Raw genomic sequence first — 26985 nt, forward strand, 5'->3', positions numbered from 1 at the left:
CCGTGCCCAGGTCAACGTCACTTTCGGCACGGGCCGCCTTGGTGACGGGCCGCTCTGCGCAGGACCTCTTGCATCAAGGTTGCGGCTGAAGTTCTATCTTCAAGCTGCTCAGCTTGCCGTCGAAGGCGAACGGTGCCTGGTAGTCGTTATCGTCGACACCGGTTCCCGTATCGGAACCGATATCAAAGGTTTCACTTGCTTCGAGAGCAAAGGGAATGGTGTTTGGGAAGGTTCCGCTTGCCGCCTCGACGCCGTCGATCGTGATTGTCCCCTTGCCACCTTTGCCCAGGCCAGGCCCATCGGACTTGAAGGAGAAGACGAGATTGTGCTTTCCAGGCGTCAATGCCGCTGCGCCCTCCACCCTTGGCCGGGCGAGGTCCAATAGGTCATAGACAAAGATTGGCTTCCCTTTGAGCAGGTAGAAGCCCCATCCCCCGAAGCGCCCGCCCGCGGTCACAAGCATGCCGTTGCCGCCGCCCGCGGGCACATCGATATCGGCCGTGATCGTGAAGGACTTGTTGAGGATGCTCGGTGCCGTCCCAAGGGGCACGCCGACGATGGGTTTCGTATAGATAAAGTCATTGCGTCCGGCGACGATGCTCGGTCGCGGGAGAATGAAGCGCGTCAAGGCCGAGGCGTCCAGCGGCAGAACCTGGTACTTCGCGGCCTCGATCCAGAATAAATCCTGCAACTCCTTCAGCTTGTCGGGATTGGCGGCCGCCAGATCATTGTTTTGCGTCCAGTCCTTGGACAGGTCGAACAACTCCCAGGTCACGCCGTTGACAATGTCTTTCGGGATCGGAGCCGTTCCGTTCCAAGGTTCCCGATAGGGCAATGTGGAGGCGATCCACCCATCGTGATAGATCGCGCGATTGCCGAACATCTCGAAATATTGGGTCGAATGTTTCGATGGCGCACCGGCGTTTGCCTTGTCGAATGTGTCGGCTAAGCTCACGCCTTCGATCGGCGTTTGGGTAATCCCATTGACCGTCTCAGGGGCGCGGATGCCCGTCAATTCCAAGATCGTTGGGACGATGTCGATGACATGGTGGAACTGGTTGCGCACCCCACCCGGATCTTTGATGTGGCTCGGCCATGCGATGGCCATGCCGTTGCGGATGCCCCCAAAATAGGAAGCGACCTGCTTGGTCCACTTGAAGGGCGTATCGAAAGCCCAGGCCCAGCCGACTGCATAGTGCGGATAGGTCGCCGCCGACCCCCAGGCGTCGTAGAATTTGAGCTGGTCCTGGACGGGCACGTCGACGCCGTTGAAGAAAGTCATCTCGTTTGGCGTTCCGGCCGGGGAGCCTTCCGCACTCGCGCCATTGTCGCCACTGATAAAGATAATCAGCGTGTCATCGAGCTTGCCCATGTCCTCGACCGCTTTGACGACCCGGCCGATTTCATTGTCGGTATAGGCGAGGTAGGCTCCGTAAACGTCGGCCTGGCGGATGAAAAGCTTCTTCTCGTCAGCCGAAAGGACGTCCCACGGCTTGATAAGCTTATCCGGCCAGGGCGTAAGTTGCGCATCCTGAGGGACAACTCCAAGCCTCTTCTGATTGGCGAAGATTTGGTCGCGCAGCGCATTCCATCCCTTGTCGAACAGATGCAAGTCGCTGATCTTTTTGATCCACTCGGGGGTCGGGTGATGAGGCGCATGGGTGCCGCCCGGGGCATAGTAGAGGAAGAATGGCTTCTTGGGGTCGAGCTGATTGAGTTGGTTGAGATAGTTGATGGCGTCGTCCGCCATGTCCGTCGTCAGGTTGTAGGTTGGGTTGTTCAGATAGGGATAGACACGCGTGGTATTGCGGTAGAGGTCCGGTTGCCACTGGTTGGTCTCGCCGCTGACAAAGCCATAGAAATACTCAAATCCCATTCCGATGGGCCATTGATCGAAGGGACCCGCCTGGCTGGTTTGGAAAGATGGTGTGTTGTGATTCTTGCCGAACCACGACGTTGCATAACCATTGGCCTTGAGGATCGTGCCGATCGTGTCGTTATCCGTGGTAATGACACTGTCGTAGCCCGGATAGCCGGTCGACGCCTCGCTGATCACACCGAACCCCACTGAATGATGATTACGACCCGTGATCAGAGCGGCGCGTGTGGGGGAACACAGCGATGTCGTATGGAAGTTCGTGTAGCGCAGGCCTATGTTGGCAATCCGGTCGAGCGTTGGCGTCGGAATGACGCCGCCGAACGTGCTTGGGGCCGCAAATCCGACATCATCGGTCAAGATCAGCAAGACGTTTGGCGCACCCTTGGGCGGCACAACTTGCGGCTGCCAATATGGCGTCGACTGAAGCGCGTCGAGATTTGTCGTGCCGCCAAACTGCCCTGGCGGTGGCGGGATCTGTCGGCCGTCGATTGTGATCGTTGCACTGGGCGTGCCGGGTGTTCCATTGATGACTTGAGCTGACGCACTCGTCCCGTCAATGGAAAAAAATGTAAGCGCAGTGCCGCCTAATAGGGCAGCCAAAGTCAGGATGCTGCTTTTCATCTCGATTCCCCCCGGCAATCGATCCCGCGTGATGTGGACCGTTTTATTGGGGGAGGGTAGGACGAGTACCGCGAGCGCGCCAGTAACATACAGTATGCACTGTTGATCCGCGTTCGCACCGACAGTCACATTCGAGACCGCGTTGCGAACCTGATTTCCGACCGACGGCCGAACGAGTGATCGTCCCGCTGCCGCTGCGCCGGATTGACAGATACTACCGTATGATACGAGCAAACCTCTCTTCGAGCGAATATTGTTGCGGATGGGCGGTCTGTGCGACCGAAAGCCCGCGCTCGTGAGCAGCTCGAACTGTTTTTCTATGGTGACAAGGATGCCAAACCGATTGCCATCCAGACTTTCATCGGTCGCCGGACGTTGTCGACATGAAGGATGACTGGAAAACGATCTATCTGACCGATCAGAAGTGACCGTCTTTGGCGCCGGAGTCTGGTCCTCAACGGCGAGGGAGAAGCTTGATCACGATCATACTGGCACTTTCCAGAGCGGCTTCGATCTCGTTGCGCAGCGTCTCCACGAGTTCGAGGCATTCCGCATGGCGCTCATTTCGCTCTGCGGCGGAGGATGTTTCCCATTTTCTCCTCAGTTCATCTGCAATGGAAAAGTCGGCACAGAGTTCGCGGAAATTGTCGTCACGGGCGGCCAGTGAATCGATGGTTTTGGCGCGGGCTGGAAAGATGCGCTTGGCGAACCGTGTGTCGTAATCCATCCAACCTACCTCCAGCCGGCCTCTGCAAGTCCGGCGGCCCATCGCACTATAAGTGGTGCATGATGATCCAGAATAGGGCGGAAGCAACGTAGTTTACAGTAAGGAACGGGAACGAAATGGGAATCCGCCGTTCAAAGCATGTCCACAGGAATCAACTCCAGTTTCGCGCTGCCGTCGCTAACCGCAATCGACGGGAGTACGCCCATGACCTGCGGACCACGAGGGCACGTCATGAAACGTCTTGTCACAATCGGTGGCTTATTCCGCCGACGCGACATGTGGCCATGACTGTGCCTCAGGCGCGCTTGACACATCTGAAGCCGACATGGCTTGTGGACGTGTCCTCAGGCTCGGCATGTCGGGCGGCGGGACGATAGCGCCTGCAGTAATTCGGCGCGCAAAGGTGGGATCCGCCCTTGAGCACGCGCCGCGGGATCCTGATGTCAGGCAACTGCGGATCGTAGCTGGCGTCGGCGTCGCCTCCGCGGGGATTGCTGGGGATACAGCATGCATGGCTGGCAGGCTCGGGATGGCGTGTCGACCAGAAATCAGAGGTCCATTCCCAGACATTGCCGATCATGTCGTAGATGCCGTAGCCGTTTGATGGAAAGTATCCGACCGGGGACGTTCTGTCCGCACCGGCTGGCTTTGTGCTCAGCGTAGGGAAGATACCCTGCCAGGTGTTGGCCATGAGCATTCCTTCCGGGTTCAACCCGTCGCCCCAGGCAAATTCCGCATCGTCAAGGCCGCCGCGCGCCGCCAGTTCCCACTCTGCCTCGGTCGGCAGATCTTTTCCCGCCCAGGCCGCATAGGCCTTGGCGTCGCTATAGGCGATATGAACGACCGGATGATCGAGTTTGCCGCGGATATCGGTGCGACCGCCGTAAGGGTGTCGCCAGTCCGCGCCGAACTTGAACGACCACCATTGGGTAATGTCGGGGCCGACGACGGCTTTCGGCGGCGTGAACACCAGAGATCCGGCTCGCAGCATTTTGGGAAGCGCTCCGGGATAGTCCTCGACGCGGGGAGCCCTTTCGGCGACGGTTACATGTCCGGTGGCTTTGACGAATGAAGCGAACTGCCGGTTGGTGACAGGGGTGGCGTCGATCCAGAAGCCGTCGACCGTCACCGGATGGGCGGGGGCCTCCTCCACATAATGCTCGTTCGATCCCATGGTGAAGGTACGGCCGGCCACCCAGACCAGACCCTGAAATCCCGCGTCGTCCACCGCGCGCCGGTCAGGTATCATGTGCGTCACCCTCGCAGCTTATCGCCGTTCATATAACGGTGCGTGTCCCCGATCTTCGATCAAGATAACTATCCCTCACAGCGGCGTTCTTGAAGTAGGTTACAGTAAAATACGCGACCCCGCCGAATTCTATCGAGCGAAATAGAAGTCGCGGAGATGATATCGCGTCAGCACGGATCTCGCTTTTCACGCTACCGGTATTTCTGGGCGGCTTTCTCCCGGACATTGGTTCCTGCCTATCGGCGGTTTAGCCCGTAGGTTACGGTAAGATACTTGCTCTCCTTATATTTGCTGCGATTTATATACGCGTCCAGCAAGCCGACGGGCCTTGTTGTTGTCAACGCGGCGTGCACTTTCACACGGCTATCTCAACAGAGCATTCGAGAACCTCATCGCACTGTATCCAACAGCCCTTGCAGTGTTGAGCTTTGCTTCGCCTGACCAAAAGAGGGAGAAATGGGCATGACAGAAAACGCGACTCCAACGAGGCGGGATATCCTGCTAACCGGCGGATCTTTGCTCGCCATGTCGGCGATTGGCGCGGCTGCGAGCACCACCATGAGCCGGAATGCCATGGCTCAGGCCACGGGCAAAAGACCCAATATAGTGGTTATCATGGCCGATGACGTCGGCATCTGGAATATCGGCGCCTACAATCGCGGCATGATGGCCGGTCGTACTCCACATCTCGACAGGCTTGCGGCAGAGGGGATGCTCTTTACCGACTACTATGCCGAAGCGAGCTGCACGGCAGGGCGGGCGAACTTCATCACCGGCGAGCTTCCGGTTCGAACTGGCATGACCACGGTTGGCCAGGCAGGCTCGCCCATCGGCCTTCCTGCTGCGGCGCCAACCATTGCCACCGTGCTGAGGTCCCTGGGCTACGCCACGGGGCAGTTCGGCAAGAACCATCTTGGCGATCTCAACGAGTTTTTGCCAACGGTTCATGGCTTCGATGAGTTCTTCGGCTACCTTTATCATCTCGATGCGATGGAAGACCCCGCCCATCCCGGCTATCCGCAGGAACTGCTGAACGTAGTGGGGCCGCGCAATATGGTCCATTCCTGGGCCACGGAAACCGATGACCCGACGGAAATGCCGCGATGGGGCAAGGTCGGCAAACAGAAGATTGAAGATGCTGGCACGCTCTATCCGGAAAGGATGAAGACGGTCGACGACGAGATCCGGGATCTTTCCTTCAAGTTTATCGACAGGGCCAAGGCCGATGGCAAGCCGTTCTTCCTTTGGCTCAACCCGACACGGATGCACATCGTGACTCATCTATCGGAAAAGTACGAGAAGATGCGCAATTCCGAGAACGGCTGGACCATCCATGAAGCAGGCATGGCGCAGCTTGACGACATTGTTGGCGATACCATGCAGAAGCTCAGAGACATGGGCGAGGATGAGAATACGATCATCGTGTTCACGACTGACAATGGCACCGAGAACTTCACCTGGCCGGATGGCGGTCAGACACCATTCTTCGGCGGAAAAGGCACGACATACGAAGGCGGCTTCCGCGCCCCCGCCATGGTCCGCTGGCCGGGGCACGTTCCTCCCGGTTCGATTTGCAATGGGCTGATGTCCGGCCTCGACTGGTTCCCCACGCTTGCGGCCGCCGCTGGTAGCACCAATATCGCAGTCGAACTGAAAGCGGGGAAGGAACTCAATGGCCAGACCTACAAGGTTCACCTCGACGGCTATGATCAAACCAGCATGATCACTGGAACTGGCCCGTCGAACCGTCATGAAATCTGGTATTTCGCCGAAAGCGTGCTCGGTGCGGCCCGGATTGATGACTATAAATACACGTTCATGGAACAGCCGGACGGCTGGATAGGCAACACGGTGAAATTGGACGTGCCGACCGTGATAAACCTGCGCCTTGATCCATTTGAGCGTACGGCCTTTTTCAAGGGTAACGTTGGTTCACAAGAATACTTTGAATGGTACAAGTTCGAGTTCTGGCGTTTCGTCCTGGTTCAGCAAAAAGTTGAAGAGCTGGCGAAGACCGCCATTGAATTTCCGCCGATGCAGAAAGGCGCGAGCTTCGGAATAGACGCAGTCAAGGCACAAATCGCCGAGGCCATGCGCAAGCAACACGCACAGTAAGCCACGTGCACGTCGCATGGCGCGGCACGTGAATGCGGGTGGAGAGTTTTTGTGCCTCCAGCCGCATTGAACCAGCTTTTGTCGAGACGGGAGCGGTTGACGTACGGCCGTTGAGTTAGGCTATTTGGAAGGTTTCAGGTCGCAAAGCATGGTGGCCTTGCAAGTCAGGCTTCAAACCGACTGAGCGCAAGACTGACAGAAAGGTGTGTGGGGGACGGCGTCAAGCCTCCTCTCGCCGATCGGCTTGCTGCACTTCACACAAGTGCCAAAAGTTCCAGCTTCAATCCGGTCCAACGCCGCTTGCACGGCGAGGAGCTCCTTTTGTCCAGCCTCGCCGAGTTCTTCCAGGACCTCATCGTTATTTCGCTCTGTAGCGCGATCGTCATCATCAGGATTACGGGGCTCTTCGAAATCATGCTCGATTGCCTGCAGGCGGGTTTCTAGCTCGCGCCGGCGTTGGCCAAGGATCGCCTTGTGCTTTTCGATATGTTTCCTCGTTTGTGAGGAGGACTGCTTCTGCATGATCGCTCTCCAGTCGGCCTTATGTTCGCGACCGACACCTTGCTTTGGTGGGAATTTCGCCCCTGACGGGAAGCTACAAAGCTAGGCGTGTCGGGCGTCCGTCGCATTGATCCGAATCAAGGTAGCTTCGATCCACGAGTGTCCAGGCTTCCTTGTCCAAAGAGCCAACTTGCAGGATACTATTTTTCCTTGGCTTCGCTGACGGTCCTGACTCGGAAACGGGCAGAAGCAGGTCACAGACCCATGCGGGCAGTTTCCGTCAATGTGACATGAGAACGGGCAACATCGGGTTCTCCAAGACGCCATCGGTTGCTCCGCCCAGGACGAAATCTCGCAACCTCGAGTGTCCAAACCCTCCCATGATCAGCATATCGGCGCCGAGTTCCAATGCTGTTTGCTGAATGCTCTGACCGATCGATGAAGAGGCAAAGCGAGCGACCGTTGCGCTTGCATTGATGCCGCTCGAAACCAGGATCTCAGCAAGGTGCGCTCCGCTTGGCTCCGGCAACGGCTTTTCGCCCGTCAGAGATAGGACCGAGACCCGCTTGGCCTTGTGAATGAATGGCTTTGCATCGTTGACGGCCCGAGCGGCGGCTCGGCTTCCGTCCCAGGCGATGACCAGATGGTCGATTAGGCCCACAAGGGTCTTGTTAGGAAAGATGATGGCTGGCCGGCCGGATCCGAATATGACCGCTTCGGCGACGATACGGGTATCCGGAACGTCCGCGATACATTCGAGAATAGCCAGATCGAAAAAACGTGCTTCCGTGGCTGCCGTGTCGTGCAACAAGGGCAAGGTGGTTTTGACTGTTCGACAAGATAATTCAACCTCGGCGCTCGCTGCGAGGTTCGTTGCCGCTGAAACCAGCGTTGCGGCACGATCGCGGCTCAAAGTCTCGGCATGCTCGATCATCTTCGGAGTATCGAGCAGCAAAGACGACCATGCGTTGGGGATGTGCGGAATCGCGACTGTTAGCGCGCACGCGTGAAGATGTGCACCGTAGTGCCCAGCAAACGCTACAGCGTTCGAAATGATCAATCCGGAACTTGAATCGGGATACGTTGCCAGCGGGAGAAAATATTGTGCCGTCGTCATGTCCTGCTCCATCTCTCGTGGACCGCCACGATTACAATCATCTATCTCCATTCGTCTCAACTCGGCATTGATGTAACGCAATTGCGTTGGCGTGGCCGCTTTTTTGGCTTTGGCAACGCCGCGCACCGCTCATTCGGTCTCGGCTTCGAAGAAGGCGAGGAAAAGCAGAAGGTTCGGAGAGGCAGCTTTTGATCGTCGTCAAATCCTTGATGGTCGAGGACCGATATAAAATTCGGGGTGCGACCGCGAGTGCCGCGTTGCTCGCGTTCGGTGTTGCGCTCTTCGTCTAATCTCGCATTCAGGAGACACCCATGAGCAGACTGCATTCGGAAAATCACCTCGTCTCCCGCATCGGTTGGCTCCGGGCCGCCGTACTCGGTGCAAACGACGGGATCGTCTCAACGGCGAGTTTGATCATGGGCGTCGCCAGCGCATCCGCCGGAACCTCGCAGATCCTGGTGGCGGGCGCCGCTGGTCTGGTCGCGGGCGCAATGTCGATGGCGGCCGGCGAATATGTATCGGTAAGCTCCCAGGCGGATACCGAGGAAGCCGATCTTGCGCGGGAGCGGACGGAGTTGGAGACGCAGCCAGAAGCTGAGCTCGATGAGCTGACGCAAATCTACGTCAAACGCGGCCTCACCCACGATCTGGCCAGGCAGGTCGCGGTCCAATTGACCGCCAATAATGTTCTCGACGCGCATTCGCGCGACGAACTCGGTATCGTCGAACACATGGGCGCCCGGCCCATTGAGGCAGCCTTGACGTCGGCCGCCACCTTCGCGGTGGGAGCCGCACTGCCCCTGCTGATGGTCGTCCTTTCACCCGCATCGGTGCTGGTCTATAGCGTTGCAAGCGCGTCTTTGGCTTTCCTTGCGCTGCTGGGCGCGATCGGTGCGAAAGCGGGCGGCGCAAACGTCTTGAGAGCCACAACTCGCGTCACCTTCTGGGGCGCCTTCGCGATGGCGCTGACGGCCGGAATCGGTGCGCTGGTTGGCACGGCCATCTGACCAGGCATGTCAGATGCGGTGGCCGGCGCTCGCAAAATCGGGTATCAAACGTCTGTCACGACATCCGCAAGCATCGAGCGGACCCTGCCTGCCAGGCTGGTCAGCATTTCGTTGTCGATCGCCTGCATGGAGGCGACCGGATCGATGGCGCTCACCATGACATTGCCACCACCGACTGCGCGCAGGATGACATTGCACGGCAACATGGCCCCCACCTTCGGTTCCAGTTTCATCGCCTCGAACGCCATGCGAGGATTGCAGGCTCCGAGGATGAGGTAGTCGTCGATGTCGGCGTCGATCTTCTTTTTCATGGTTGCCTTGACATCGATCTCCGTCAGAACACCGAAACCGTGCTTGATGAGAGCGGATTTGGTCCTGCCGACCGCATCTTCGAAACTGGTCGCCCACAGGGTTCTATCGAGCGTGTAGGTCATGAGAAGTCTCCTGTGAGCGGTAGCTCCGATGCAACGGCCGGCAAATGCCGGGCCTTGGATCACATGTCCTGCATAAAAGCCTGCATTTCCTCAGGTGTGACTTTACCGTCATTGTTCGCGTCGACCGCGTCGAAGATGCGTTTGTGGATTGCGGTCACCTCTTCGAAAGAAATTGCGCCGTCCCCATCACTGTCGGCGATGACGAACATGATCTTCATCATATGACCGCGCATTGGCCCCATCATGCGCATTCCTGGGTACATGCCAGATGGCATCATGTTGCGACCCATCATGCCTGGCATCATTTCCCATCCGTCGGCCTCGGGTTTAGCCTCCGACTGGGCCGGGTCTGGACTTTTCGTCTGGGCGAAGGCGCTGCCCATGGCGCCTACGGCACCGAGCAAGGCCAGCAGAGTGATCGTTGGCAGTCTGAACATGGACATCCTGACTCTCCTCTTTGAGTATTGTCCTCCACGAGTTGGAGCGCCCTTTAAGGATACGATGCTCACGGGGTTCAAACATTGCGCTGGATCAAACCACTTGCTCGGTTGTTACGAGGTCCGGTCAGCGCGCAAACAGGCCGCATCCGATCCCTTCAGGCTCATCATGCTTGAGGAAGAGAACAGACAGACCCAGCCTTTCGGCGACCGCAAGACCGCGTGCTTGGCCGAGAACCATCATCGCCGTCGCCCAGGCGTCGGCGCTCATGCAATCGCAGGCGATCACCGTCGCCGAGGCGGGCGGATCCCTGAGCGGCATGCCGAGGCGCGGCTCCATGGTGTGCGAGAGACGATGGCCGCCGACATCGATCCAGTGTCGATAGTCGCCGGACGTCGCGACGGCGGCATCATCCAACTCGAGCATGGAGTGCACGGCACGCACATCCAGATTTGGCGTTTCGACTGCGACGGCCCAGCCGCGACCATCGGGCCGAGTGCCGAGCGCTCGCAGTTCGCCGTCGATGGCGAAGAGGCCGGCGTCGATACCGTGCTGGCGCGCAGCCTCAGCCAGTTGATCGGCGCCATAACCCTTCGCGATGCCATTGAGATCGAAGCACATCTCGGAGTGCTTGCGGGCGCGTCCGGCGGCCTTGTCCAGCTCCAGAACATCATGGGCCGGGCTGCGTTTCGCAAGACGGGCGGTCCTGATCATGTCCTCGTTTGCGTCCGCCGGGCCGAAACCCCACGCGGTGGTGGCATCACCCATGCCGATATCGAAGGCGCTGCCCGAGGTGCGGCCGATGGCAAGACCCGCTCCCAGCACGGTAAGCAGCCGGTCGGGCAGGGCAACCCATCCGCCGGGTCGTGCGGCGTTCAAGCGGTTCAGGTCGCTTTCAGGCCTCCAGGTGGACATTTGTTTGTCGACTTCAGTCACGGCGTCGGCCATCGCCTTGCGGGCGGGGACGACATCGAAACCCGATTGCATGTGAAAGAGGGCGGACCAGCGCGTGCCCATGGTCGGACCGTTCATCGCATGGCGCGTCATGTCAGTAGACGTCCTCGGCATAGCGGCCAGTGGCTTTCAGGAGTGCGAGGTTGAAGCCCTGTGCCGCGAGAATGTCGGCAAGGACGGCGGCAACGGCCGCCGCCATGTCCCGGCTCCCGCAGATGAGAACCTGACCGCCTGCGGCAATGAGCTTGCCGATGCGCTCGCCGTCCTTACGCACAATATCCTGCACATAGGCCGGGCTTGCAGTTCGTGAAAAGGCTGTCGATACCGAGGTCAGCCGGCCATCCTTTTTCCAGTAGGAAAGCTCCTCGGCGTAAAGCGCGTCGCTGGCGGGATGGCGAGTTCCGAAATAGAGATGCATGGGGCGGCGTGCCCGGTTTCGGCGGGCGAAGCCGGCAAGCGGACCGATACCGGCGCCGGCGCCGATGAGAATGACCGGCTTGCCTCCCCGGGCCGGGCGGAAGGAGGGGTTTGGGCGCACGAAGGCCGCGACGGTATCCCGCGGTTTCAATGCGGTGAGTTGGCTTGAGCAAAGTCCTCCCACTTGCTGGCGCACGCAGATTTCGAGAAAGCCATCCTTGGTACCGGAAGCAAGGGAGTAGAAGCGCGGCAGATCCGAGCCCTGTGGCACGATGCCGATCAGGTCTCCGGCCTCGAACCGCGGGAAGCCCTTGCCCGTCAGGCGTTGCCAGAGCGAAACCTTCGGCAGGGCAAAGCGCAGGATGGCCGTGGTCGCCTGTACGCTTGCGCCATAGTCGCGGCGGGATATCAGCGGCAATCTCCAGGTCTTTGGGGCGATCTGTTGGTGCTTCAGCTCGAAATCGAGCCCAAGCGCCTCAGCCAGGAGACGTCCCCAGCGGGCGAAATCCTGTGGCGATTGGCGGTTTACCGTGTCGAAGGGGATGAGGGAGGCCCAGCCCTTGTCCTTGGCTATCGCCGCGATCTCGCCGGCGAAACCGCAGAAGGCCGGGAAGCTGCGATCGCCGAAACCGAGCACGGCGAGCGGCAGGCCGGGCTTTGCGGGCGTACGCTCGAAACGTTGGATGAAGCCCACGGCGGAGGCGGGCGCTGCGCCATCGCCATAGGTGGCGGCGAGCAGAATGACACGCCGCGCCTTCGGCCAGCGGGCCGGTTCGAAATTGGACATCGGGCCGACATGGACGCGAAGACCCTCCGCGGAAAGAGCGGCCTGCAGCGTATTGGCAAAGCCTCGGGTCGTGCCGCTCTCACTGCCGACGAGCAGGATCGTATCGGCCTCGCCAGCATCCGCCGAGGTTGCTCTTGGGGCGCGGCGCCTTTCGAGCCAGACAATCAGGCCTGTCCAGCCGAGAACAGGAACCGTAAGCGCAGAGAACCCGAGGAGGAGCCCGAGCCAGGCCAAGCCGTACCCGGTGTGCAGCATGGTGATGAGGCGCGTGACCCTGTCGACCAAGCCGGCGTCCGACCAGGCCAGCAGCGAACCGTTGCCCTGGTCGATGTAAGCTTCGCCTGCTGCCATCTTGAGTGTGAAAACGTCCGTTGCGTCGCCCGGGGCAGGGAAATTCAGCGAGAGCAGGTCATTGACCGGCGTCTCTTGAAGCAGAGTGACGGACGTGAGCGCCACCCCGGTCTTGCCGCTGACGTCGGCCGGGAAGGCAGGTGCAACCGCGCCGTCCGGCAGCAGGCCGAAAACAACAGCTGTCATCCAGAGCGCAGTGAGCGAGGAGAGGAAGAGACCCGGCAGAGCTAGGCGCGAGACGACGGCGTGTAAACGTCCGTCGCCGGTGCCGCGAACGGAATTCAGAACGAAACGCCAGCCGCCGGCGCGCCGTGCCATCACGAACAGCCCGGAAATTGCGAGGGCAAGCATAACCGCTGCACCGCCCGCAGTTATGAAGCGTCCAGTATCATCGAGGAAAAGCGAGCGATGGAGATTGGTCAACCAGCGCTCCAGATCCGAGGTGTCGGCGCTGCCGGCCGGCGTGCCAGTGGCAGGGTCGATGACAGCGGAGGCGGGTTGGTCGCCTTCGTAGTAGTAGGCGGTGAACCGCCCGGACGGCGCGCGTCTGATCTGTTCCACCGTAGGTTCTGCCGCCTGGACTCGCGCGGCGAGTTCGGCAACGCTGATGTGCTGCGCGGCAGGCATGGTGAGCGCCTCTGCGGCGGGGAAGATCGACAGTGCGGCTCCGCTCAGCGCGACGACGCTGAGAAGCACCGAGCCGATTAGCCCAAACCAGCGGTGAAGCGAGCGCGTCATGGCGAGCGTCCTTCCCGCTCAACGCGCATAGCTGAAGGCGGCGATGTAGCGCGTGCCCTTCAACTTCTGCCCCGAGCCGGTCGATGTCAGCGGCACCACGATCTCGTTTGGGCTGTCGCGCATGTCTTCCACGGCGGAGTCGATGTGAAGCTGATAGCCGGCATCGAACAGCGTATCGGCAAGATCGACCGTGACCTTGAGTGAACGGCCGGCACCAACGCTGGCACCCGTGATGCCGTTGATCTCGGCGGCATTGCCACCGGTGGCGCGGTACCAGCCAGTGAGATGCTCGTAATACCTGGTCTTGCCGCCCGCCATCCAAAGGCTGCCGACATATTTGCCCTGCGCATCGGTGACGTAATAGGCAAGGTAGGCACCATCCCCGCCGTAGTTGCGCATGTTGGTGGTGAAGGTCACTTCGCGCGCCATGGCAAGGCCGGGAACGGTAAGGGCCGTGGTGACTGCAAGCATGGCGATAAGGGATTTCATTCTCATCGATATTCTCCTTTGACTTGACGGTTCAGTTCGTCTGGACCCGCGGCCTGGAACCAGGCGTGAAAAGGCCGTTGCTGGGCGGGGTGGCGTTTTGTTGCTGCCCGCCGCCGCCTCGACTGCAGGCATCGTCATCCTCGCCTTCGCAGTCATCGGCGGCGTAACGGCCGTCGTCGTGACGGAGGCGATGCTCCTCCTTGCGATTATCGTCCTCGCTCTCTTGATAGCCGGCTGGTACGGCGCCGGCGGCGGCACTCTCCGGTGCGGGGAACGGCATGGCCAGACTGCCGAGGGGTGCGAGAAAGCCGATGCCGGCGCAAGCGGCCAGAAGAAATTTGCGGTACGTCATAAGTGACCTCAGTTGGCTACCTTTGTGGGGGGGGGCTCGGCGATCTTCGGGGCGTTCATCGAGTTGGATGACTTCAAGCGTCACCGGATCGATTTTCGCTTCGAAGCGACGGCCGTCCTTGTCGGTGCCCTGGAGTTCGTAACAACCGTCATCGATCTTGATGCGCTTCAGCGTCCAACCTCGTTGCCCGGCCATGGCGCGAACCGCCGCATGCGTCTTCCAATTGCTGATCGGAACGTCGCAGTCGTCTCTTGCCTGAGCGGATGTCACGGCCATGACGGCGAGCGCCAAGATGGGCAAGGTGCCGGTTTTCATTCTTGTTTCCTCTCATTTCGGTCTGATCAATTGCGTTCCAAGCTGACCGGCGCCTGACAAACCGCGCGACATTGCTTCAGCTTCCCGTAAGTTGGCAGGTGGACTAGGAGACGAAAGAGAGAGAGGGAGGGAGGGACGCGATGCGGGTTCTACTAATCGAGGACGATACGGCGCTGGGCGCGGCCATTCGCGACCAGATCGCAGCCGACGGCCATTCCGTCGATTGGGTGAACCGTCTCGACCAAGCGGGCGATGCAATCGTTGCGGCTGCTTATGATCTGGTGCTGCTCGATCTGATGCTGCCCGATGGGCTTGGCATTCCCTTTCTGAAGGGGTTGCGTGGGCGCGGCGACGTGACGCCGGTCATGATCCTGACAGCGCTCGACCAGGTCACTGACCGTATTGCCGGATTGAATGCCGGCGCTGACGATTACATGGTGAAGCCCTTCGATCTTGCGGAGCTTTCGGCGCGGATCGGGTCGGTGGCGCGCCGTTATGCCGGCAATCCCAATCCCAACATCACGCTTGGCCCGCTCGCCATCGATCTCGCCGCCAGAAGCATCACTCTGAATGGCAAGGCCATTGTTCTAACGGCGCGGGAATGGGTCCTGTTTGAGGCCTTCCTGCAACGTCCCGGCCAGCTTCTTTCGAAGGCGCAGCTCGAAGAGCGGCTCTATTCCTTCGATAGGGAAATCGACAGCAACGCCATCGAGGTCCATGTGAGCCGGTTGCGCAAGAAGCTCGGTACTCATGTGATCGAGACCGAGCGCGGGCTCGGCTATCGTCTGGGACGGCCATGAGGATCGGCGCTTCGATCCAGACGCGCTTGGCGCTCGCCCTTGGGCTTTCAGTGACGCTGCTATGGCTTGCGGCGGCAGCAGTAACCGCGCACCGCCTTGGCGGGCAGATGGAAGAGGTGTTCGATGATGGCCTGAAGGCAACAGCGCAACGCATTTTGCCGATTGCCCGGCACGACCTGCGCGAAGGCCATCAAGGCCGCGATGCGACTGATTACGACGACAATGGTGAGGACGACGACGGTGATGGACGCATCGACCGAGAGGCTCGCTACGGCGAAGACGTAAGCTTCATCGTGCGTGACCAAAACGGGCAGGTTCTGCTCGGTTCGAAGGGAGCGGATGCTTCGAGCTTCCCACCCTTCACGAAGCGCGGCTTTCTACGAACCGCAACGCACCAGCTCTATTACGATACGAGCTTCGATGGGAACCTGACGATTGCCGTCGCCGAACCGCTTGACCATCGCACGGAATTGTCACGCAAGATGCTGTTGGGCCTCGTGCTGCCGCTGATCGTGGTGATCCCTCTCAGCCTGCTCGCGATATACCTCGCGGTGCGCCGCTCCTTACGGCCGGTGCGCGCGCTTAGGCAGGAGCTGGCCAATCGCGGCGCGCAGGATTTGTCGCCCGTCACCGACAGTGGCCTGCCGACCGAGCTTCTCCCGATTTCGGCAGGTGTCAACCAGCTTCTGGATCGCCTGACGGCAGCGTTCCACGCCGAGCGCGCCTTTGCAGCCAATGCCGCGCACGAGCTTCGTACGCCGGTGGCCGGCGCAATCGCGCAGGCGCAACGCATTCGCTCCGAGACCAAGGAAAAGCTGACGAGCCAGCGGGCGACGGAGATCGAAACGACGCTGAAGCGGTTGATGCGCATATCGGAAAAACTGATGCAACTGGCTCGCGCCGAGGGTGGGCGTCTACAAAGTGACGAGCCTTCCGATCTCAGAACCGTCCTGCAGATGGTCCTTCAGGATTTTGCCCGGGCAGGAGAGGGGCGCATCGCGCTGAGATTGCCGCAGGTACCGGTGCTTTCCACGCTGGACCCCGATACGGTCGGTATTCTTTGCCGTAACCTGATTGAGAACGCCTTGAAGCATGGTGCGCAGCATGGCTTCGTCGAGGTTTCACTGGAACCCGGCGGCTTGTTGACTGTTGCCAATGACGGCCCGAACCTGCCGGCCGATGCCTTGGACCGTCTGATGCGGCGGTTCGAGCGCGGGGCCGGCAAGATTGGTGGAACGGGCCTCGGGCTCGCTATCGTAACGGCCATCGCCGATCGCATTGGAGCCGATGTACAGATTGTCTCTCCGCGACCCGTAAAAAACGAAGGTGTTCAGGTTGATATCAAGCTGCCTGTCGCCAACCATTGACAGGAACTCCGGCCTTGTCTCGAATATCACTGGGATAATCTGCCTCGAAGGCCGCTCATCGTCTCGGCTAAACGGTTTTCAGCAATCGCAGCAGCGCAACTGTTTCCGTTGGAGTTCCGCGTTTGAAGCCGATATCAGCTTACATCTGCTTGTCGTGAAATTTGTGCTCGAAGTCAGCAATGGGTCGTCGTGCCCTGGATCTTTCGATGGAGCAAATACCCGGTGTCAGGGACAGGGAAAGTGGCCGATTCAAAATGATCTGGCCGCGGATCTGGGACGGATCAGGGTGGTGGTTCGTCGCCGCATGCGCGACGGCAAGCACGGTCGCGTGAGCTTTCAGGTCGATCTTGAGCGATCATCCCACCGGGACGCTCCGTCACCAACGGGCGCTTGGCCATGGCATGCTGTAATCTGTATTGTGGAGCCGCGCGCCACTGCCAACCCCGAATTTTGCGGGCGCGATTGAAAGAAGGCGGCGGGCCCTCATGTTTGCCCACCGCCCACCCCTCCCGGCGTCCGCCGCCACGGTCGGGAGGAGAGGTGAGCCTATCTGAGCCAGGCCACGGTTTGTATCCAAGCAGACAAACAAAGATGCGGTGTCATTCGACAGTCACATAAGCATTTGTGAGGAGTGTTTTGCCGACAGGCGAATGTCATTGAAGTTGCTGCGATCATTGTCGCGGTGCCTGTGGATAGGCTGTGGATATCCGGTGGATGACGGGATCAATCAGCGCGCGATAACGTCGCAGGCTCCAATCGCATGTTGCCTATCCGTTCCGAATCTCATCATTCTGCCGTTGCTGCTGTCGACCTCCGCCGCAAACGTCGTCGATCGCACGCCACGGGGCGCTCCGACTGATGTCGTGGAGCGCCCTTTTCTTTACCGTCTGGGTGACGGAAACTGCGACATCGTGTTTTGGTCAACTTGGCGGGCTGAGCCTCGCATATCGTTGCGCATGCCATAGTTTACGCGAATCGGTCGTCGATCAATCGGGCGACGCCCACGCCGGTGACAGGCCGGCACATGTTCATAACGGGAGTTTGATGATGGAATATCGACGTTTGGGAAAGTCGGGCCTGAAAGTGAGCGAGTTCTCCTTCGGTTCCTGGGTCACATTCGGCAAGCAGGTCGATGGAGGCGACGCCGTTGACCTCATGAAGCTTGCCTACGACAACGGGGTGAACTTCTTCGACAATGCCGAAGGATACGAGAGCGGCAAGTCCGAGATCGTGATGGGCGAGGCGCTCAGCAAGCTTGGCTGGAGCCGCGACAGCTTCGTCGTCTCCAGCAAGGTCTTCTGGGGAGGCCAGAAGCCGACGCAGCGCGGCCTGTCGCGCAAGCATGTGACCGATGCCTGCCACGCAGCGCTCAAGCGGCTTCAGGTCGACTACCTCGACCTTTATTTCTGCCACCGCCCGGATATCGACACACCGATCGAGGAAACGGTCCGGGCGATGCACGATCTCGTCGCCCAGGGCAAGGTGCTCTATTGGGGCACGTCGGAATGGTCCGCGCAGCAATTGACGGAAGCCTATGCCGTCGCCCGGGATTTGCGCATCACGCCGCCGACCATGGAACAGCCGCAGTACAACATCTTCGAACGCCAGAAGGTCGAGTCTGACTATCTGCCGCTCTATGACCTGATCGGCCTTGGCACCACGATCTGGTCGCCGCTCGCCTCGGGCGTCCTGACCGGTAAATACAATAATGGTGTGCCCGCCGACAGCCGTATGAACCTGCCGGGCTACGAATGGCTGAAGGAAAAGTGGTCCAGTGAGGCCGGCCTTGCCCAGCTCAAACATGTTGGCGAGCTCGCAAAGCTCGCGGACGAGATCGGCATGTCGATCACGCATCTCGCCCTTTTGTGGTGCCTCGCCAACCGGAACGTCTCGACGGTCATTCTTGGAGCCTCGCGCGCCAGCCAGCTGCAGGACAATCTCGCAGCCCTCTCACACCGAGAGAAGATGACGTCTGACGTGCTGGACCGGATCGACACAATCGTCGGAAACAAACCCGAAGGACCACGTCGCTTCTGAAGAAAACAAACCTCCCTCGACAGGTCAGATTAAGGCTCGTCGAGGGAAGCGCGGCTTGACAATGTGACGACACGCGTTGCATTTTCGCCACAATGCGTTGCTTAAAGGTCACGCAAGGGTTTTGGACATTCGCTCCCGATCGAGTCGTTGCAGCGCTGGCTTTTTAAGCCGGCGTTGCTTGGTTTTCGATCGGGTGGCGAGGGCGGCAGGTGCCGTCTGAAGAGAGGCCGAATGACGCAGGATGGGGTATCGCCGGCGGCGGCGGGCGAGACGGTGACGACAGTGACCGACCGCCGCGCCCTTTTTGCCGTGCCCGGCCTCGTGCTCGCCGGCGGGGCGCTTCTCTGCGCCACGGCGACGTTGTTCGTGCTGCTCGGCCTGACGCCGATCGCGCCGACATCGCATGTCGTCATCACCTCGGTGATCGTCAATTCCTTCTTTGTCCTGACGCTGCTCGCCTTGATCGGCCGCGAGGTGGCAAGACTGCTCAAGGCGCGCACCCGCGGCCGTGCGGCAGCCCGCCTGCATATCCGCATCGTCGTGCTATTTTCGATCGTCGCGATCACGCCGGCGATCCTCGTCGCCATCTTCGCCAGTATCACGCTGAATGCCGGTCTTGACCGCTGGTTTGCCCTGCGCACCCAGTCGATCGTCAGTTCGTCGCGCAATATCGGCCAGGCCTACATGATGGAGAACGCCAGCTATCTGCAGGGGCAGACGGTCTCCATGGCCAACGACCTGGAGCGCAACCGCGCGCTCTACAGCCTCGACAGGACGGGTTTTGCCGACCTGATGACCCGCCAGGCGAGGGGCCGCGGCCTGCTCGGCGCCTTCCTAGTCGAGCGCGACGGCTCGGTGGTCGTCCAGGCCGACATCGCCACCGAAAAGCCGTTACCGGCCATTCCGCAGGACGCGCTGGAAAAGGCCGCCGCCGGCCAGCCGACGCTGATTCCGCCCGGCGTCACCAATCTCGTCGGTGCCATCATCAAGCTCGATGCCATCCAGAGCACCTTTCTCTATACGGTACGCGCCGTCGATCCCAAGGTCATGGGCGCCATGCGCATGATGGAGGAAAATGCCACCGAATACAGCTCGATGGAGGCGAACCGCTTCTCGCTGCAGGTCGCCTTCGCCGTGCTTTACATCGGTTTCGCGCTGATCGTGTTGTTGGCGGCGATCTGGACCGCGATCGCCGTCGCCGACCGCATCGTCCGGCCGATCCGCCTGCTGATCACCGCGGCCGACAGTGTTGCCTCGGGCAATATGGATATCGTCGTGCCGGTGCATGCTGTAGACGGCGACGTCGCCAATCTCTCGCGCACCTTCAACAAGATGATCTCGGAAATCCGCACGCAGCGCGATGAGATCCTCGAGGCCAAGGACGAGGTCGACGACCGCCGCCGCTTCATCGAGGCGGTTCTCTCGGGCGTCACCGCCGCCGTCATCGGCGTCGAGCAGGACCGCCGCATCGCCATCGTCAACAGCTCGGCCGAGACGCTGATGTCGCTGTCGGCAGACGAGATGCTCGGAAAGCAGCTGGTCGACATCGCGCCGGAGGTCGATCACGTACTGACCGAGGCGGCAGTGCGTTATCGCGGCGATTTCCGCAAGCAGATCGCGCTGGTGCGCGGCGGCACCGTGAGGACGCTGAGCGTGCAGGTCACCCGCGAGGAAGTGCGCGACATGAGCGAATCCTACGTGATCACACTCGACGACATCACCGATCTCGTCATCGCCCAGCGCTCCACCGCCTGGGGCGACGTGGCAAGGCGCATCGCCCACGAGATCAAGAACCCGCTGACGCCGATCCAGCTTTCCGCCGAGCGCATCCAGCGCCGCTACGGCAAGCAGATCGACCCCGGTGATCGGACCGTCTTCGACCAGTGCACGGATACGATCATCCGCCAGGTCGGCGATATCGGCCGCATGGTCGACGAATTCTCCGCCTTTGCCCGCATGCCGAAGCCGACCAAGGAGCCGAGCGATCTGCGCACTATCCTGCGCGACGCGATCTTCCTGCGTGAGATGGGCAACCATCACGTCACCTTCGAACAGGATTTTGGCGACCAGCCGCTGGAGGGCCTGTTCGACAGCCGCATGCTCGGCCAGGCCTTCGGAAATCTCATCAAGAATGCCGTCGAATCGATCGAGGCCGTTCCGAGCGACGAGCGGGACGAACGCAAGATTCTCGTCCGCGCCGCCCTCGATACCGGCCGCGACCGCTTCACCGTCGACGTGATCGACAATGGCCGCGGCCTGCCGGTGGAGAACCGCCACAGCATTCTGGAACCTTATATGACGATGCGCGAGAAGGGCACCGGCCTTGGCCTCGCCATCGTCAAGAAGATCATCGAGGAACATGGCGGGCAGCTCGAGCTGCATGATGCGCCCGCCGATTTTGACCGGGGACGAGGGGCCATGATCCGCGTGCATCTGCCACGCCTGGATCCGACGCCTGCCGCCCCCGCAGCCAATGACAAGGAAAGCGTTTATGGCCTCTGATATTCTCGTCGTCGACGATGAGCACGATATTCGCGAGATCGTTTCCGGCATTCTCTCGGACGAAGGGCACGAGACGCGCACGGCCCATGACAGCGACAGTGCGCTGGCGGCGATTTCCGATCGCGTGCCGCGGCTGATCTTCCTCGATATCTGGATGCAGGGCAGCAAGCTCGATGGCCTGTCGCTGCTCGACGAGATCAAGACCCGCCATCCGGAACTGCCCGTCGTGATGATCTCCGGCCACGGCAACATCGAGACCGCGGTCTCGGCGATCAAGCGCGGCGCCTTCGATTTCATCGAAAAGCCCTTCAAGGCCGACCGGCTGATCCTGATCGCCGAACGCGCGCTGGAGAATTCCAAGCTGAAGCGCGAGGTCTCGGATCTGAAGCGCCGCACCGGCGACGCGCTGGAGCTGATCGGCACATCGGTTGCCGTTTCGCAGCTGCGCCAGACGATCGAGAAGGTTGCACCGACCAACAGCCGCATCATGATCCTCGGCGCGTCGGGCTCCGGCAAGGAGCTGGTGGCGCGGATGATCCACAAGAAGTCGGCCCGCGCCAACGGCCCCTTCGTTGCGATCAACGCCGCCAACATCACGCCCGAGCGCATGGAAGTGGCGCTGTTCGGCACCGAGGGCACGCCAGGCCAGGCACGCAAGATCGGCGCGCTCGAGGAAGCCCATCGCGGCATCCTCTATCTCGACGAAGTCGGCGAGATGCCGCGCGAGACGCAGAACAAGATCCTCCGCGTGCTTGTCGATCAGCAGTTCGAGCGGGTCGGCGGCTCCAAGCGCGTCAAGGTCGATGTCCGCATCATCTCCTCGACCGCATACAATCTCGAGAGCCGCATCGCCGAGGGCTGGTTCCGCGAGGATCTCTACCATCGCCTTGCCGTCGTGCCGGTGCGTGTGCCCGCACTTGCCGAACGGCGCGAGGACATTCCCTTCCTCGTCGACCAGTTGATGCGCCAGATTTCCGAGCAGGCCGGCATCCGTCCGCGCCGCATCGGCGACGACGCCATGGCGGTGCTGCAGGCGCATGATTGGCCCGGCAACATCCGCCAGTTGCGCAACAATATCGAGCGGCTGATGATCCTTGCCCGCACCGACGGCCCGGATGCGCCGATCACCGCCGACATGCTGCCGACCGATCTCGGCGACATGCTGCCGAAGGTGTCCGCCAAGAACGACTATCACATCATGACGCTGCCGCTGCGCGAAGCCCGCGAGATGTTCGAGAAGGATTATCTGATCGCCCAGATCAACCGCTTCGGCGGCAATATCTCGCGCACCGCGGAATTCGTCGGCATGGAGCGTTCGGCGCTCCACCGCAAGCTGAAGTCGCTCGGCGTCTGAGTGTAACCGGCGCGGCCGACGCTGCGCCGCGTCCCATATTGCTTCCCGGAAAAGCCAGGTTTCCCATGCCGAGAATTGCCTATGTAAATGGCCGTTACGTCAAGCATTCCGATGCCAGCGTGCATATCGAGGATCGCGGCTACCAGTTTGCCGATGGCGTCTATGAGGTCTGCGAAGTGCGCCATGGCTATATCGTCGACCTCACGCGCCATCTGAACCGTCTCGACCGTTCGCTTGGTGAGTTGCGCATCGCCTGGCCGATGGGCCGGGCGGCGCTGACCCAGGTCATTCGCGAGACGCTGCGCCGCAACCATGTCCGCAATGGGCTTTTCTACATGCAGGTGACGCGCGGCGTCGCCCGCCGCGACCATGTCTTTCCGGCCGAGGGAACGCCGCCCTCGCTGGTCATCACCGCCAAGAGCACCGATGCCAGGATCATCGCCGCCAAGAACGCCAACGGCATCCGGGCGATCACCCTTGTCGACAATCGCTGGGACCGCGTCGACATCAAGTCCGTCGGCCTGCTGCCGAATGCCATGGCCCGCCAGCAGGCCAAGGAGGCCGGCGCCCAGGAAGCGATCTATGTCGACGGCGACGGCATGGTGAAGGAAGGGGCGGCGACCAATGTCTGGATCGTCGATCCGGACGGAACGCTAGTGACGCGACCGGCCGAACACGGCATTCTGCGCGGCATTACCCGCACCACTCTGATGGATGTCGGAGCCAAGCTGGGGTTGACGATCGCGGAGCGGAATTTCTCCGTTTCGGAGATGCTCGCAGCCCGCGAGGTCTTCCTCACTGCAGCCACAAGCATTTGTTTTCCGGTCGTTTCCGTCGATGGCCAGCCCATTGCCAACGGTCATCCGGGCAGCGTTTCGCAGAAAGTCCGCGAGGCCTTTTTCGACGTTGCGGAAAAGATTGCGATTTGATACCAAGATTTGCTGGGCAGGTGGAATGAGGATGCCACCGGTCTTCGCATGGTGAGGTTGATTGATATTCTACCGGCCAGATCAGGTCGGCAATAAAGAAAGAAGCGGCGCGATGGCGGAACGTTCTCAGAATCTTCAGGACTTATTTCTCAATACTGTTCGCAAGCAAAAGATTTCCCTGACAATCTTTCTGATCAACGGCGTGAAACTCACGGGCGTTGTTACGTCTTTTGACAATTTCTGTGTTCTTCTTCGCCGTGACGGCCATTCGCAGCTCGTGTATAAGCATGCGATCTCGACGATCATGCCGGGCCAGCCCATGCAGATGTTCGAGAGCGAAGAAGCAGCGTCCTAACAGGATCAGCCGTCATTTCGACACGCGATACCAAGAACGATTCGATCATCCCTGAGGCCGCCAAGCACAGGGACGACATGCGCGCGACTGTCGTCGTGCCGGTTCTGAAATCGCGCAGTCGCGGCGGCCAGAGCGAATCGGCCTCGACCCGCACGCCGGAAAGCCGGCTCGAAGAGGCGACTGGCCTTGCCCAGGCGATCGATCTCGATGTCGTCAACGGCTCTATCGTCCCGGTCAACGATCCGAGACCGGCCACACTGCTCGGCACCGGCAAGATCGAGGAGATCAAGGCGCTGCTCGACGAGCGCGATTCCGGTCTCGTCATCGTCGATCACCCGCTGACGCCGGTGCAGCAGCGCAACCTCGAAAAGGAATGGAACGCCAAGGTCATCGACCGGACGGGCCTCATCCTCGAAATCTTCGGCCGCCGCGCCTCCACCAAGGAAGGCACGCTGCAGGTCGATCTCGCCCATCTGAATTATCAGAAGGGCCGCCTGGTTCGGAGCTGGACCCACCTTGAACGCCAGCGCGGCGGCGGCGGCTTCATGGGCGGCCCCGGCGAAACCCAGATCGAAGCCGACCGGCGGATGCTGCAGGATCGCATCATCAAGCTCGAACGCGAGCTGGAGCAGGTCGTGCGCACCCGCCAGCTCCACCGCGCCAAGCGCCGCAAGGTGCCGCATCCGATCGTGGCGCTGGTCGGCTACACCAATGCCGGCAAGTCGACGTTGTTCAACCGCATCACCGGCGCCGGCGTGCTGGCCGAAGACATGCTCTTTGCCACGCTCGACCCGACGCTTCGGCGCATGAAGCTGCCGCACGGCCGCACCGTCATCCTGTCGGACACCGTCGGCTTTATCTCCGACCTGCCGACCCATCTCGTCGCCGCCTTCCGGGCGACGCTGGAAGAGGTGCTGGAAGCCGATCTCATCCTGCATGTCCGCGACATGTCCGATGCCGACAACCAGGCGCAGAGCTCCGACGTGATGCGTATCCTGAACGACCTCGGCATCGACGAAGCCGAAGCCGAAAAGCGTCTGATCGAGGTCTGGAACAAGATCGACCGGCTGGAGCCGGAGGTGCACGATGCCATGGTGCAGAAATCGGCCGGCGCCAGCAATGTGGTGGCGGTTTCGGCCGTCAGCGGCGAGGGCGTCGACACGCTGATGGAAGAGATCAGCCGCAGACTGTCCGGCGTGATGACCGTGGCGACAATCCGCCTTCCGGTCGACAAGCTGGCGCTGCTGCCCTGGCTTTACGACCATGCGATCGTCGATGGCCGCGAGGATAATGAGGACGGCACGATCACGCTCGATCTGCGCCTGTCCGAAACCGAAGCGACCGAACTCGAGCGCCGCATCGGCAACGGGCCGAAGTCTTCAAAGGAAGATTGGGAGCGGTAAGGCGCGCGCCTGGCGCAGTGCCACTGCTGTCGGGTTCGCGCTAATGGCTGCCCCTCACCCTAACCCTCTCCCCGTAAAAACGGGGCGAGGGGACGTGCCCTGCGAAAGGTTGTTGGGGAACGGAGAGGCTGCGGCATATCCCCTTCTCCCCGCAGGCGGGGAGAAGGTGGCGGCAGCCGGATGAGGGGCTGGCTTCGGCGATCAACAGAAATCGCCGGCGATAACTCACTCCGCCACGATCGCCCTTTCAATCGCTTTCGCCGCCTGCCAGATTTCCTCCATGCGTTCGAGACTGGCTGCCTCCAGCGTCTCGCCTTCTGCTTCAAGAACCCGTTCTATATGGCTGAACCGGCGCCGGAATTTCGTATTCGTTCCGCGCACTGCCTGCTCCGGATCGGCCTTCACATGTCGTCCGATATTGACGACCGCGAAGATCAGGTCGCCGAGCTCGTCGCTGACCTTTGCCTGATCGCCTTCGCGAAGGGCTGCCCGCAATTCGCCGATCTCCTCCTCGATCTTGTCGAGGATAGGCTCCGGCGCTGACCAGTCGAAGCCGACTTTGGCGGCGCGTTCCTGCAGCTTCAGCGCTTCCGTCAAAGCCGGGAAGCTGCGCTGTACGGAGCCGAGGAAGCCGCTGTTGAAGTCCTCGGTCAGGCCACGCCGTGACCGCCGCTCGGCGCGCTCGCGTTTCTCCGCCTGCTTGATCTCGTCCCATTGTATCTTCACCGCGTCCGGCGTATCCGCCGCCGAGCGGGCAAAGACGTGCGGGTGGCGGCGGATCATCTTGGCGGTGATGGCGTTGACCACGTCGCCGAAGGAAAATTCCCCGGCCTCCTCGGCCATGCGGGCATGAAAGACCACCTGCAGCAGCAGGTCGCCCAACTCATCGCAGAGGTCGTCCATATCGCCGCGCTCGATCGCGTCGGAGACCTCATAGGCCTCCTCGATCGTATAGGGCTTGATCGTCTCGAAATTCTGCACGATGTCCCAGGGGCAGCCGGTTTCGGGATGGCGCAGCGCCGCCATGATCTCGATCAGCCGCGAAATGTCTTTGGAAGGTTGCATGTTGCCTCGGTTCAGCAGGCTTAAGGTCGGTGGGCTCAGTTCAGGGGCCCTCAGTTCAGGGGGATGTCGTTGGCGCTCTTCGACGACTGATAGCTGGTCGACAGCGCGTCGTAGCGCGCCTTGATGCGGGCAGTCTGTGTCTTCAGCGCGGTCTTCAGCAGAGCCTCTTCGGTCTCGACCAGATCGGCGATGGCAAAACTGTTCCAGAAGGCGTTTTGCCTGCGGTAGCCGCCGGGTTCAAGCCCGAAGACCTCCTTCAGGATCTTCAGGTCGTGCGGAATGGCGAAGGCGTCACGTGAATCCTCGTGGCTGAAAAAATAGTAGAAATTGTCGAAGCCGGCCCAGGTGATCGCCGACATGCACATGGTGCAGGGTTCGTGCGTCGACAGGAAGATCAGATCCTTGGTCGGCGGCTTGTCGCCGAGCTCGTAAAAGCGCTTCAGCGTATGGACCTCGCCGTGCCAGAGCGGATTCTCCAGCTCGTTATTGGTCTCGGCGACGACAAGCGAAAGATCGGATTTCCTTAAGATCGCCGCACCGAACACCTTGTTGCCAAGCGAAACACCACGCTCTGTCAGCGGCAGGATATCCTCTTCCAGGACCGAAAGCAGGCGGGAGGCAATGGTCTTATCAGGCATGAAGGCCCTCCAGTTTTCCTCAGTCTATCGCCTTGGCGGCGCGA

23 protein-coding genes are annotated in these 26985 nt (G+C 60.7%); 10 read left to right on the top strand and 13 right to left on the bottom strand.

All coding sequences use genetic code 11. From position 1 onward, the window contains the following. Window positions 1–73: 73 nt before the first annotated feature. The 3 genes from RL_RS11715 to RL_RS11725 form a co-directional block, all read right to left on the bottom strand. Window positions 74–2500 (bottom strand): arylsulfatase, encoded by a 2427-nt coding sequence (locus RL_RS11715; protein ID WP_028742039.1) that lies wholly within the window; start codon window positions 2498–2500, stop codon window positions 74–76. A gap of 454 nt (window positions 2501–2954) precedes the next feature. After that, window positions 2955–3227, bottom strand: coding sequence for a hypothetical protein (locus RL_RS11720; protein ID WP_028742038.1), 273 nt, complete (start codon window positions 3225–3227; stop codon window positions 2955–2957). A gap of 295 nt (window positions 3228–3522) precedes the next feature. Then, window positions 3523–4476 (bottom strand): formylglycine-generating enzyme family protein, encoded by a 954-nt coding sequence (locus RL_RS11725; protein WP_011651849.1) that lies wholly within the window; start codon window positions 4474–4476, stop codon window positions 3523–3525. Window positions 4477–4932: 456 nt separating this feature from the next. Here RL_RS11725 and RL_RS11730 point away from each other — a divergent pair, with 456 nt between their 5' ends. Next, window positions 4933–6591, top strand: coding sequence for an arylsulfatase (locus RL_RS11730; RefSeq protein ID WP_011651850.1), 1659 nt, complete (start codon window positions 4933–4935; stop codon window positions 6589–6591). 171 nt (window positions 6592–6762) lie between these two features. On the opposite strand, the gene RL_RS11735 is transcribed toward RL_RS11730, so the two are convergent. Then, the gene (locus RL_RS11735) at window positions 6763–7113 is read right to left on the bottom strand and encodes a TraR/DksA family transcriptional regulator (RefSeq protein WP_041936320.1); all 351 of its coding nucleotides are present in this window, start codon (window positions 7111–7113) and stop codon (window positions 6763–6765) included. A gap of 259 nt (window positions 7114–7372) precedes the next feature. After that, window positions 7373–8260: a universal stress protein gene (locus RL_RS11740; protein WP_011651852.1), complete on the bottom strand. Its 888-nt coding sequence runs from the start codon at window positions 8258–8260 to the stop codon at window positions 7373–7375. 260 nt (window positions 8261–8520) lie between these two features. Between RL_RS11740 and RL_RS11745 the strand changes: the two genes are divergently transcribed. After that, complete coding sequence (locus tag RL_RS11745; protein ID WP_011651853.1) at window positions 8521–9216, top strand: VIT1/CCC1 transporter family protein; 696 nt, start codon at window positions 8521–8523, stop codon at window positions 9214–9216. Window positions 9217–9260: 44 nt separating this feature from the next. Here the strand turns inward: RL_RS11745 and RL_RS11750 are convergent, their stop codons facing one another. The 6 genes from RL_RS11750 to RL_RS40530 form a co-directional block, all read right to left on the bottom strand. Continuing rightward, complete coding sequence (locus RL_RS11750; protein ID WP_011651854.1) at window positions 9261–9713, bottom strand: DUF302 domain-containing protein; 453 nt, start codon at window positions 9711–9713, stop codon at window positions 9261–9263. Further along, a complete protein-coding gene (locus tag RL_RS11755) occupies window positions 9710–10093 on the bottom strand; it encodes an EF-hand domain-containing protein (RefSeq protein WP_244432372.1) in 384 nt (127 codons plus the stop codon). Before RL_RS11755 ends, RL_RS11750 begins: the two co-directional genes overlap by 4 nt. 121 nt (window positions 10094–10214) lie before the next feature. Continuing rightward, complete coding sequence (locus RL_RS11760) at window positions 10215–11135, bottom strand: FAD:protein FMN transferase (protein ID WP_011651856.1); 921 nt, start codon at window positions 11133–11135, stop codon at window positions 10215–10217. 1 nt (window position 11136) lies between these two features. Next, window positions 11137–13335 carry a PepSY domain-containing protein gene (locus RL_RS11765; RefSeq protein ID WP_011651857.1) on the bottom strand — a complete coding sequence of 733 codons (2199 nt, stop codon included), beginning with the start codon at window positions 13333–13335 and terminating at the stop codon, window positions 11137–11139. A gap of 18 nt (window positions 13336–13353) precedes the next feature. Then, window positions 13354–13824: a DUF2271 domain-containing protein gene (locus tag RL_RS11770; protein WP_028742030.1), complete on the bottom strand. Its 471-nt coding sequence runs from the start codon at window positions 13822–13824 to the stop codon at window positions 13354–13356. 31 nt (window positions 13825–13855) lie between these two features. Beyond that, a complete protein-coding gene (locus tag RL_RS40530; protein ID WP_011651859.1) occupies window positions 13856–14491 on the bottom strand; it encodes a PepSY domain-containing protein in 636 nt (211 codons plus the stop codon). A 140-nt stretch (window positions 14492–14631) separates the two neighbouring features. Between RL_RS40530 and RL_RS11785 the strand changes: the two genes are divergently transcribed. The 8 genes from RL_RS11785 to hflX all read left to right on the top strand — a co-directional run bounded on the left by RL_RS11785 (window position 14632) and on the right by hflX (window position 25238). After that, window positions 14632–15291, top strand: a complete 660-nt coding sequence (locus tag RL_RS11785; RefSeq protein WP_011651860.1) for a response regulator transcription factor — start codon at window positions 14632–14634, stop codon at window positions 15289–15291. Further along, window positions 15288–16658: an ATP-binding protein gene (locus RL_RS11790; protein ID WP_011651861.1), complete on the top strand. Its 1371-nt coding sequence runs from the start codon at window positions 15288–15290 to the stop codon at window positions 16656–16658. The genes RL_RS11785 and RL_RS11790 overlap by 4 nt, the downstream gene beginning before the upstream one ends. Window positions 16659–17705: 1047 nt before the next feature. Beyond that, window positions 17706–18695: a potassium channel beta subunit family protein gene (locus tag RL_RS11795; protein WP_028742026.1), complete on the top strand. Its 990-nt coding sequence runs from the start codon at window positions 17706–17708 to the stop codon at window positions 18693–18695. A 231-nt stretch (window positions 18696–18926) separates the two neighbouring features. Further along, complete coding sequence (locus tag RL_RS11800; RefSeq protein WP_011651864.1) at window positions 18927–21197, top strand: sensor histidine kinase NtrY-like; 2271 nt, start codon at window positions 18927–18929, stop codon at window positions 21195–21197. Then, complete coding sequence (locus tag RL_RS11805; protein ID WP_011651865.1) at window positions 21187–22551, top strand: sigma-54-dependent transcriptional regulator; 1365 nt, start codon at window positions 21187–21189, stop codon at window positions 22549–22551. The genes RL_RS11800 and RL_RS11805 overlap by 11 nt, the downstream gene beginning before the upstream one ends. Before the next feature lie 65 nt (window positions 22552–22616). After that, complete coding sequence (locus tag RL_RS11810) at window positions 22617–23480, top strand: D-amino-acid transaminase (RefSeq protein WP_011651866.1); 864 nt, start codon at window positions 22617–22619, stop codon at window positions 23478–23480. Window positions 23481–23592: 112 nt separating this feature from the next. After that, window positions 23593–23835 carry an RNA chaperone Hfq gene (gene hfq, locus RL_RS11815; protein WP_003539403.1) on the top strand — a complete coding sequence of 81 codons (243 nt, stop codon included), beginning with the start codon at window positions 23593–23595 and terminating at the stop codon, window positions 23833–23835. A gap of 77 nt (window positions 23836–23912) precedes the next feature. Beyond that, the gene (hflX, locus tag RL_RS11820) at window positions 23913–25238 is read left to right on the top strand and encodes a GTPase HflX (protein ID WP_011651867.1); all 1326 of its coding nucleotides are present in this window, start codon (window positions 23913–23915) and stop codon (window positions 25236–25238) included. A gap of 225 nt (window positions 25239–25463) precedes the next feature. Here the strand turns inward: hflX and mazG are convergent, their stop codons facing one another. Both mazG and RL_RS11830 read right to left on the bottom strand, forming a co-directional pair. Continuing rightward, complete coding sequence (mazG, locus tag RL_RS11825; protein ID WP_011651868.1) at window positions 25464–26303, bottom strand: nucleoside triphosphate pyrophosphohydrolase; 840 nt, start codon at window positions 26301–26303, stop codon at window positions 25464–25466. Window positions 26304–26353: 50 nt separating this feature from the next. Continuing rightward, window positions 26354–26941, bottom strand: a complete 588-nt coding sequence (locus RL_RS11830) for a deaminase (protein ID WP_011651869.1) — start codon at window positions 26939–26941, stop codon at window positions 26354–26356. Window positions 26942–26985: the final 44 nt, after the last annotated feature.

The organism is Rhizobium johnstonii 3841 (assembly GCF_000009265.1).
GTDB classification, from domain to species: Bacteria; Pseudomonadota; Alphaproteobacteria; order Rhizobiales; family Rhizobiaceae; genus Rhizobium; species Rhizobium acaciae.

Bases quoted from the DNA above. Each gene is read 5' to 3' on its own strand.
- RL_RS11715 (WP_028742039.1), bottom strand. From the start codon at position 2,500: ATGAAAAGCAGCATCCTGACTTTGGCTGCCCTATTAGGCGGCACTGCG.
- RL_RS11720 (WP_028742038.1), bottom strand. From the start codon at position 3,227: ATGGATTACGACACACGGTTCGCCAAGCGCATCTTTCCAGCCCGCGCC.
- RL_RS11725 (WP_011651849.1), bottom strand. From the start codon at position 4,476: ATGATACCTGACCGGCGCGCGGTGGACGACGCGGGATTTCAGGGTCTG.
- RL_RS11730 (WP_011651850.1), top strand. From the start codon at position 4,933: ATGGGCATGACAGAAAACGCGACTCCAACGAGGCGGGATATCCTGCTA.
- RL_RS11735 (WP_041936320.1), bottom strand. From the start codon at position 7,113: ATGCAGAAGCAGTCCTCCTCACAAACGAGGAAACATATCGAAAAGCAC.
- RL_RS11740 (WP_011651852.1), bottom strand. From the start codon at position 8,260: ATGGAGATAGATGATTGTAATCGTGGCGGTCCACGAGAGATGGAGCAG.
- RL_RS11745 (WP_011651853.1), top strand. From the start codon at position 8,521: ATGAGCAGACTGCATTCGGAAAATCACCTCGTCTCCCGCATCGGTTGG.
- RL_RS11755 (WP_244432372.1), bottom strand. From the start codon at position 10,093: ATGTCCATGTTCAGACTGCCAACGATCACTCTGCTGGCCTTGCTCGGT.
- RL_RS11760 (WP_011651856.1), bottom strand. From the start codon at position 11,135: ATGACGCGCCATGCGATGAACGGTCCGACCATGGGCACGCGCTGGTCC.
- RL_RS11765 (WP_011651857.1), bottom strand. From the start codon at position 13,335: ATGACGCGCTCGCTTCACCGCTGGTTTGGGCTAATCGGCTCGGTGCTT.
- RL_RS11770 (WP_028742030.1), bottom strand. From the start codon at position 13,824: ATGAAATCCCTTATCGCCATGCTTGCAGTCACCACGGCCCTTACCGTT.
- RL_RS40530 (WP_011651859.1), bottom strand. From the start codon at position 14,491: ATGAAAACCGGCACCTTGCCCATCTTGGCGCTCGCCGTCATGGCCGTG.
- RL_RS11785 (WP_011651860.1), top strand. From the start codon at position 14,632: ATGCGGGTTCTACTAATCGAGGACGATACGGCGCTGGGCGCGGCCATT.
- RL_RS11790 (WP_011651861.1), top strand. From the start codon at position 15,288: ATGAGGATCGGCGCTTCGATCCAGACGCGCTTGGCGCTCGCCCTTGGG.
- RL_RS11795 (WP_028742026.1), top strand. From the start codon at position 17,706: ATGGAATATCGACGTTTGGGAAAGTCGGGCCTGAAAGTGAGCGAGTTC.
- RL_RS11800 (WP_011651864.1), top strand. From the start codon at position 18,927: ATGACGCAGGATGGGGTATCGCCGGCGGCGGCGGGCGAGACGGTGACG.
- RL_RS11805 (WP_011651865.1), top strand. From the start codon at position 21,187: ATGGCCTCTGATATTCTCGTCGTCGACGATGAGCACGATATTCGCGAG.
- RL_RS11810 (WP_011651866.1), top strand. From the start codon at position 22,617: ATGCCGAGAATTGCCTATGTAAATGGCCGTTACGTCAAGCATTCCGAT.
- hfq (WP_003539403.1), top strand. From the start codon at position 23,593: ATGGCGGAACGTTCTCAGAATCTTCAGGACTTATTTCTCAATACTGTT.
- hflX (WP_011651867.1), top strand. From the start codon at position 23,913: ATGCGCGCGACTGTCGTCGTGCCGGTTCTGAAATCGCGCAGTCGCGGC.
- mazG (WP_011651868.1), bottom strand. From the start codon at position 26,303: ATGCAACCTTCCAAAGACATTTCGCGGCTGATCGAGATCATGGCGGCG.
- RL_RS11830 (WP_011651869.1), bottom strand. From the start codon at position 26,941: ATGCCTGATAAGACCATTGCCTCCCGCCTGCTTTCGGTCCTGGAAGAG.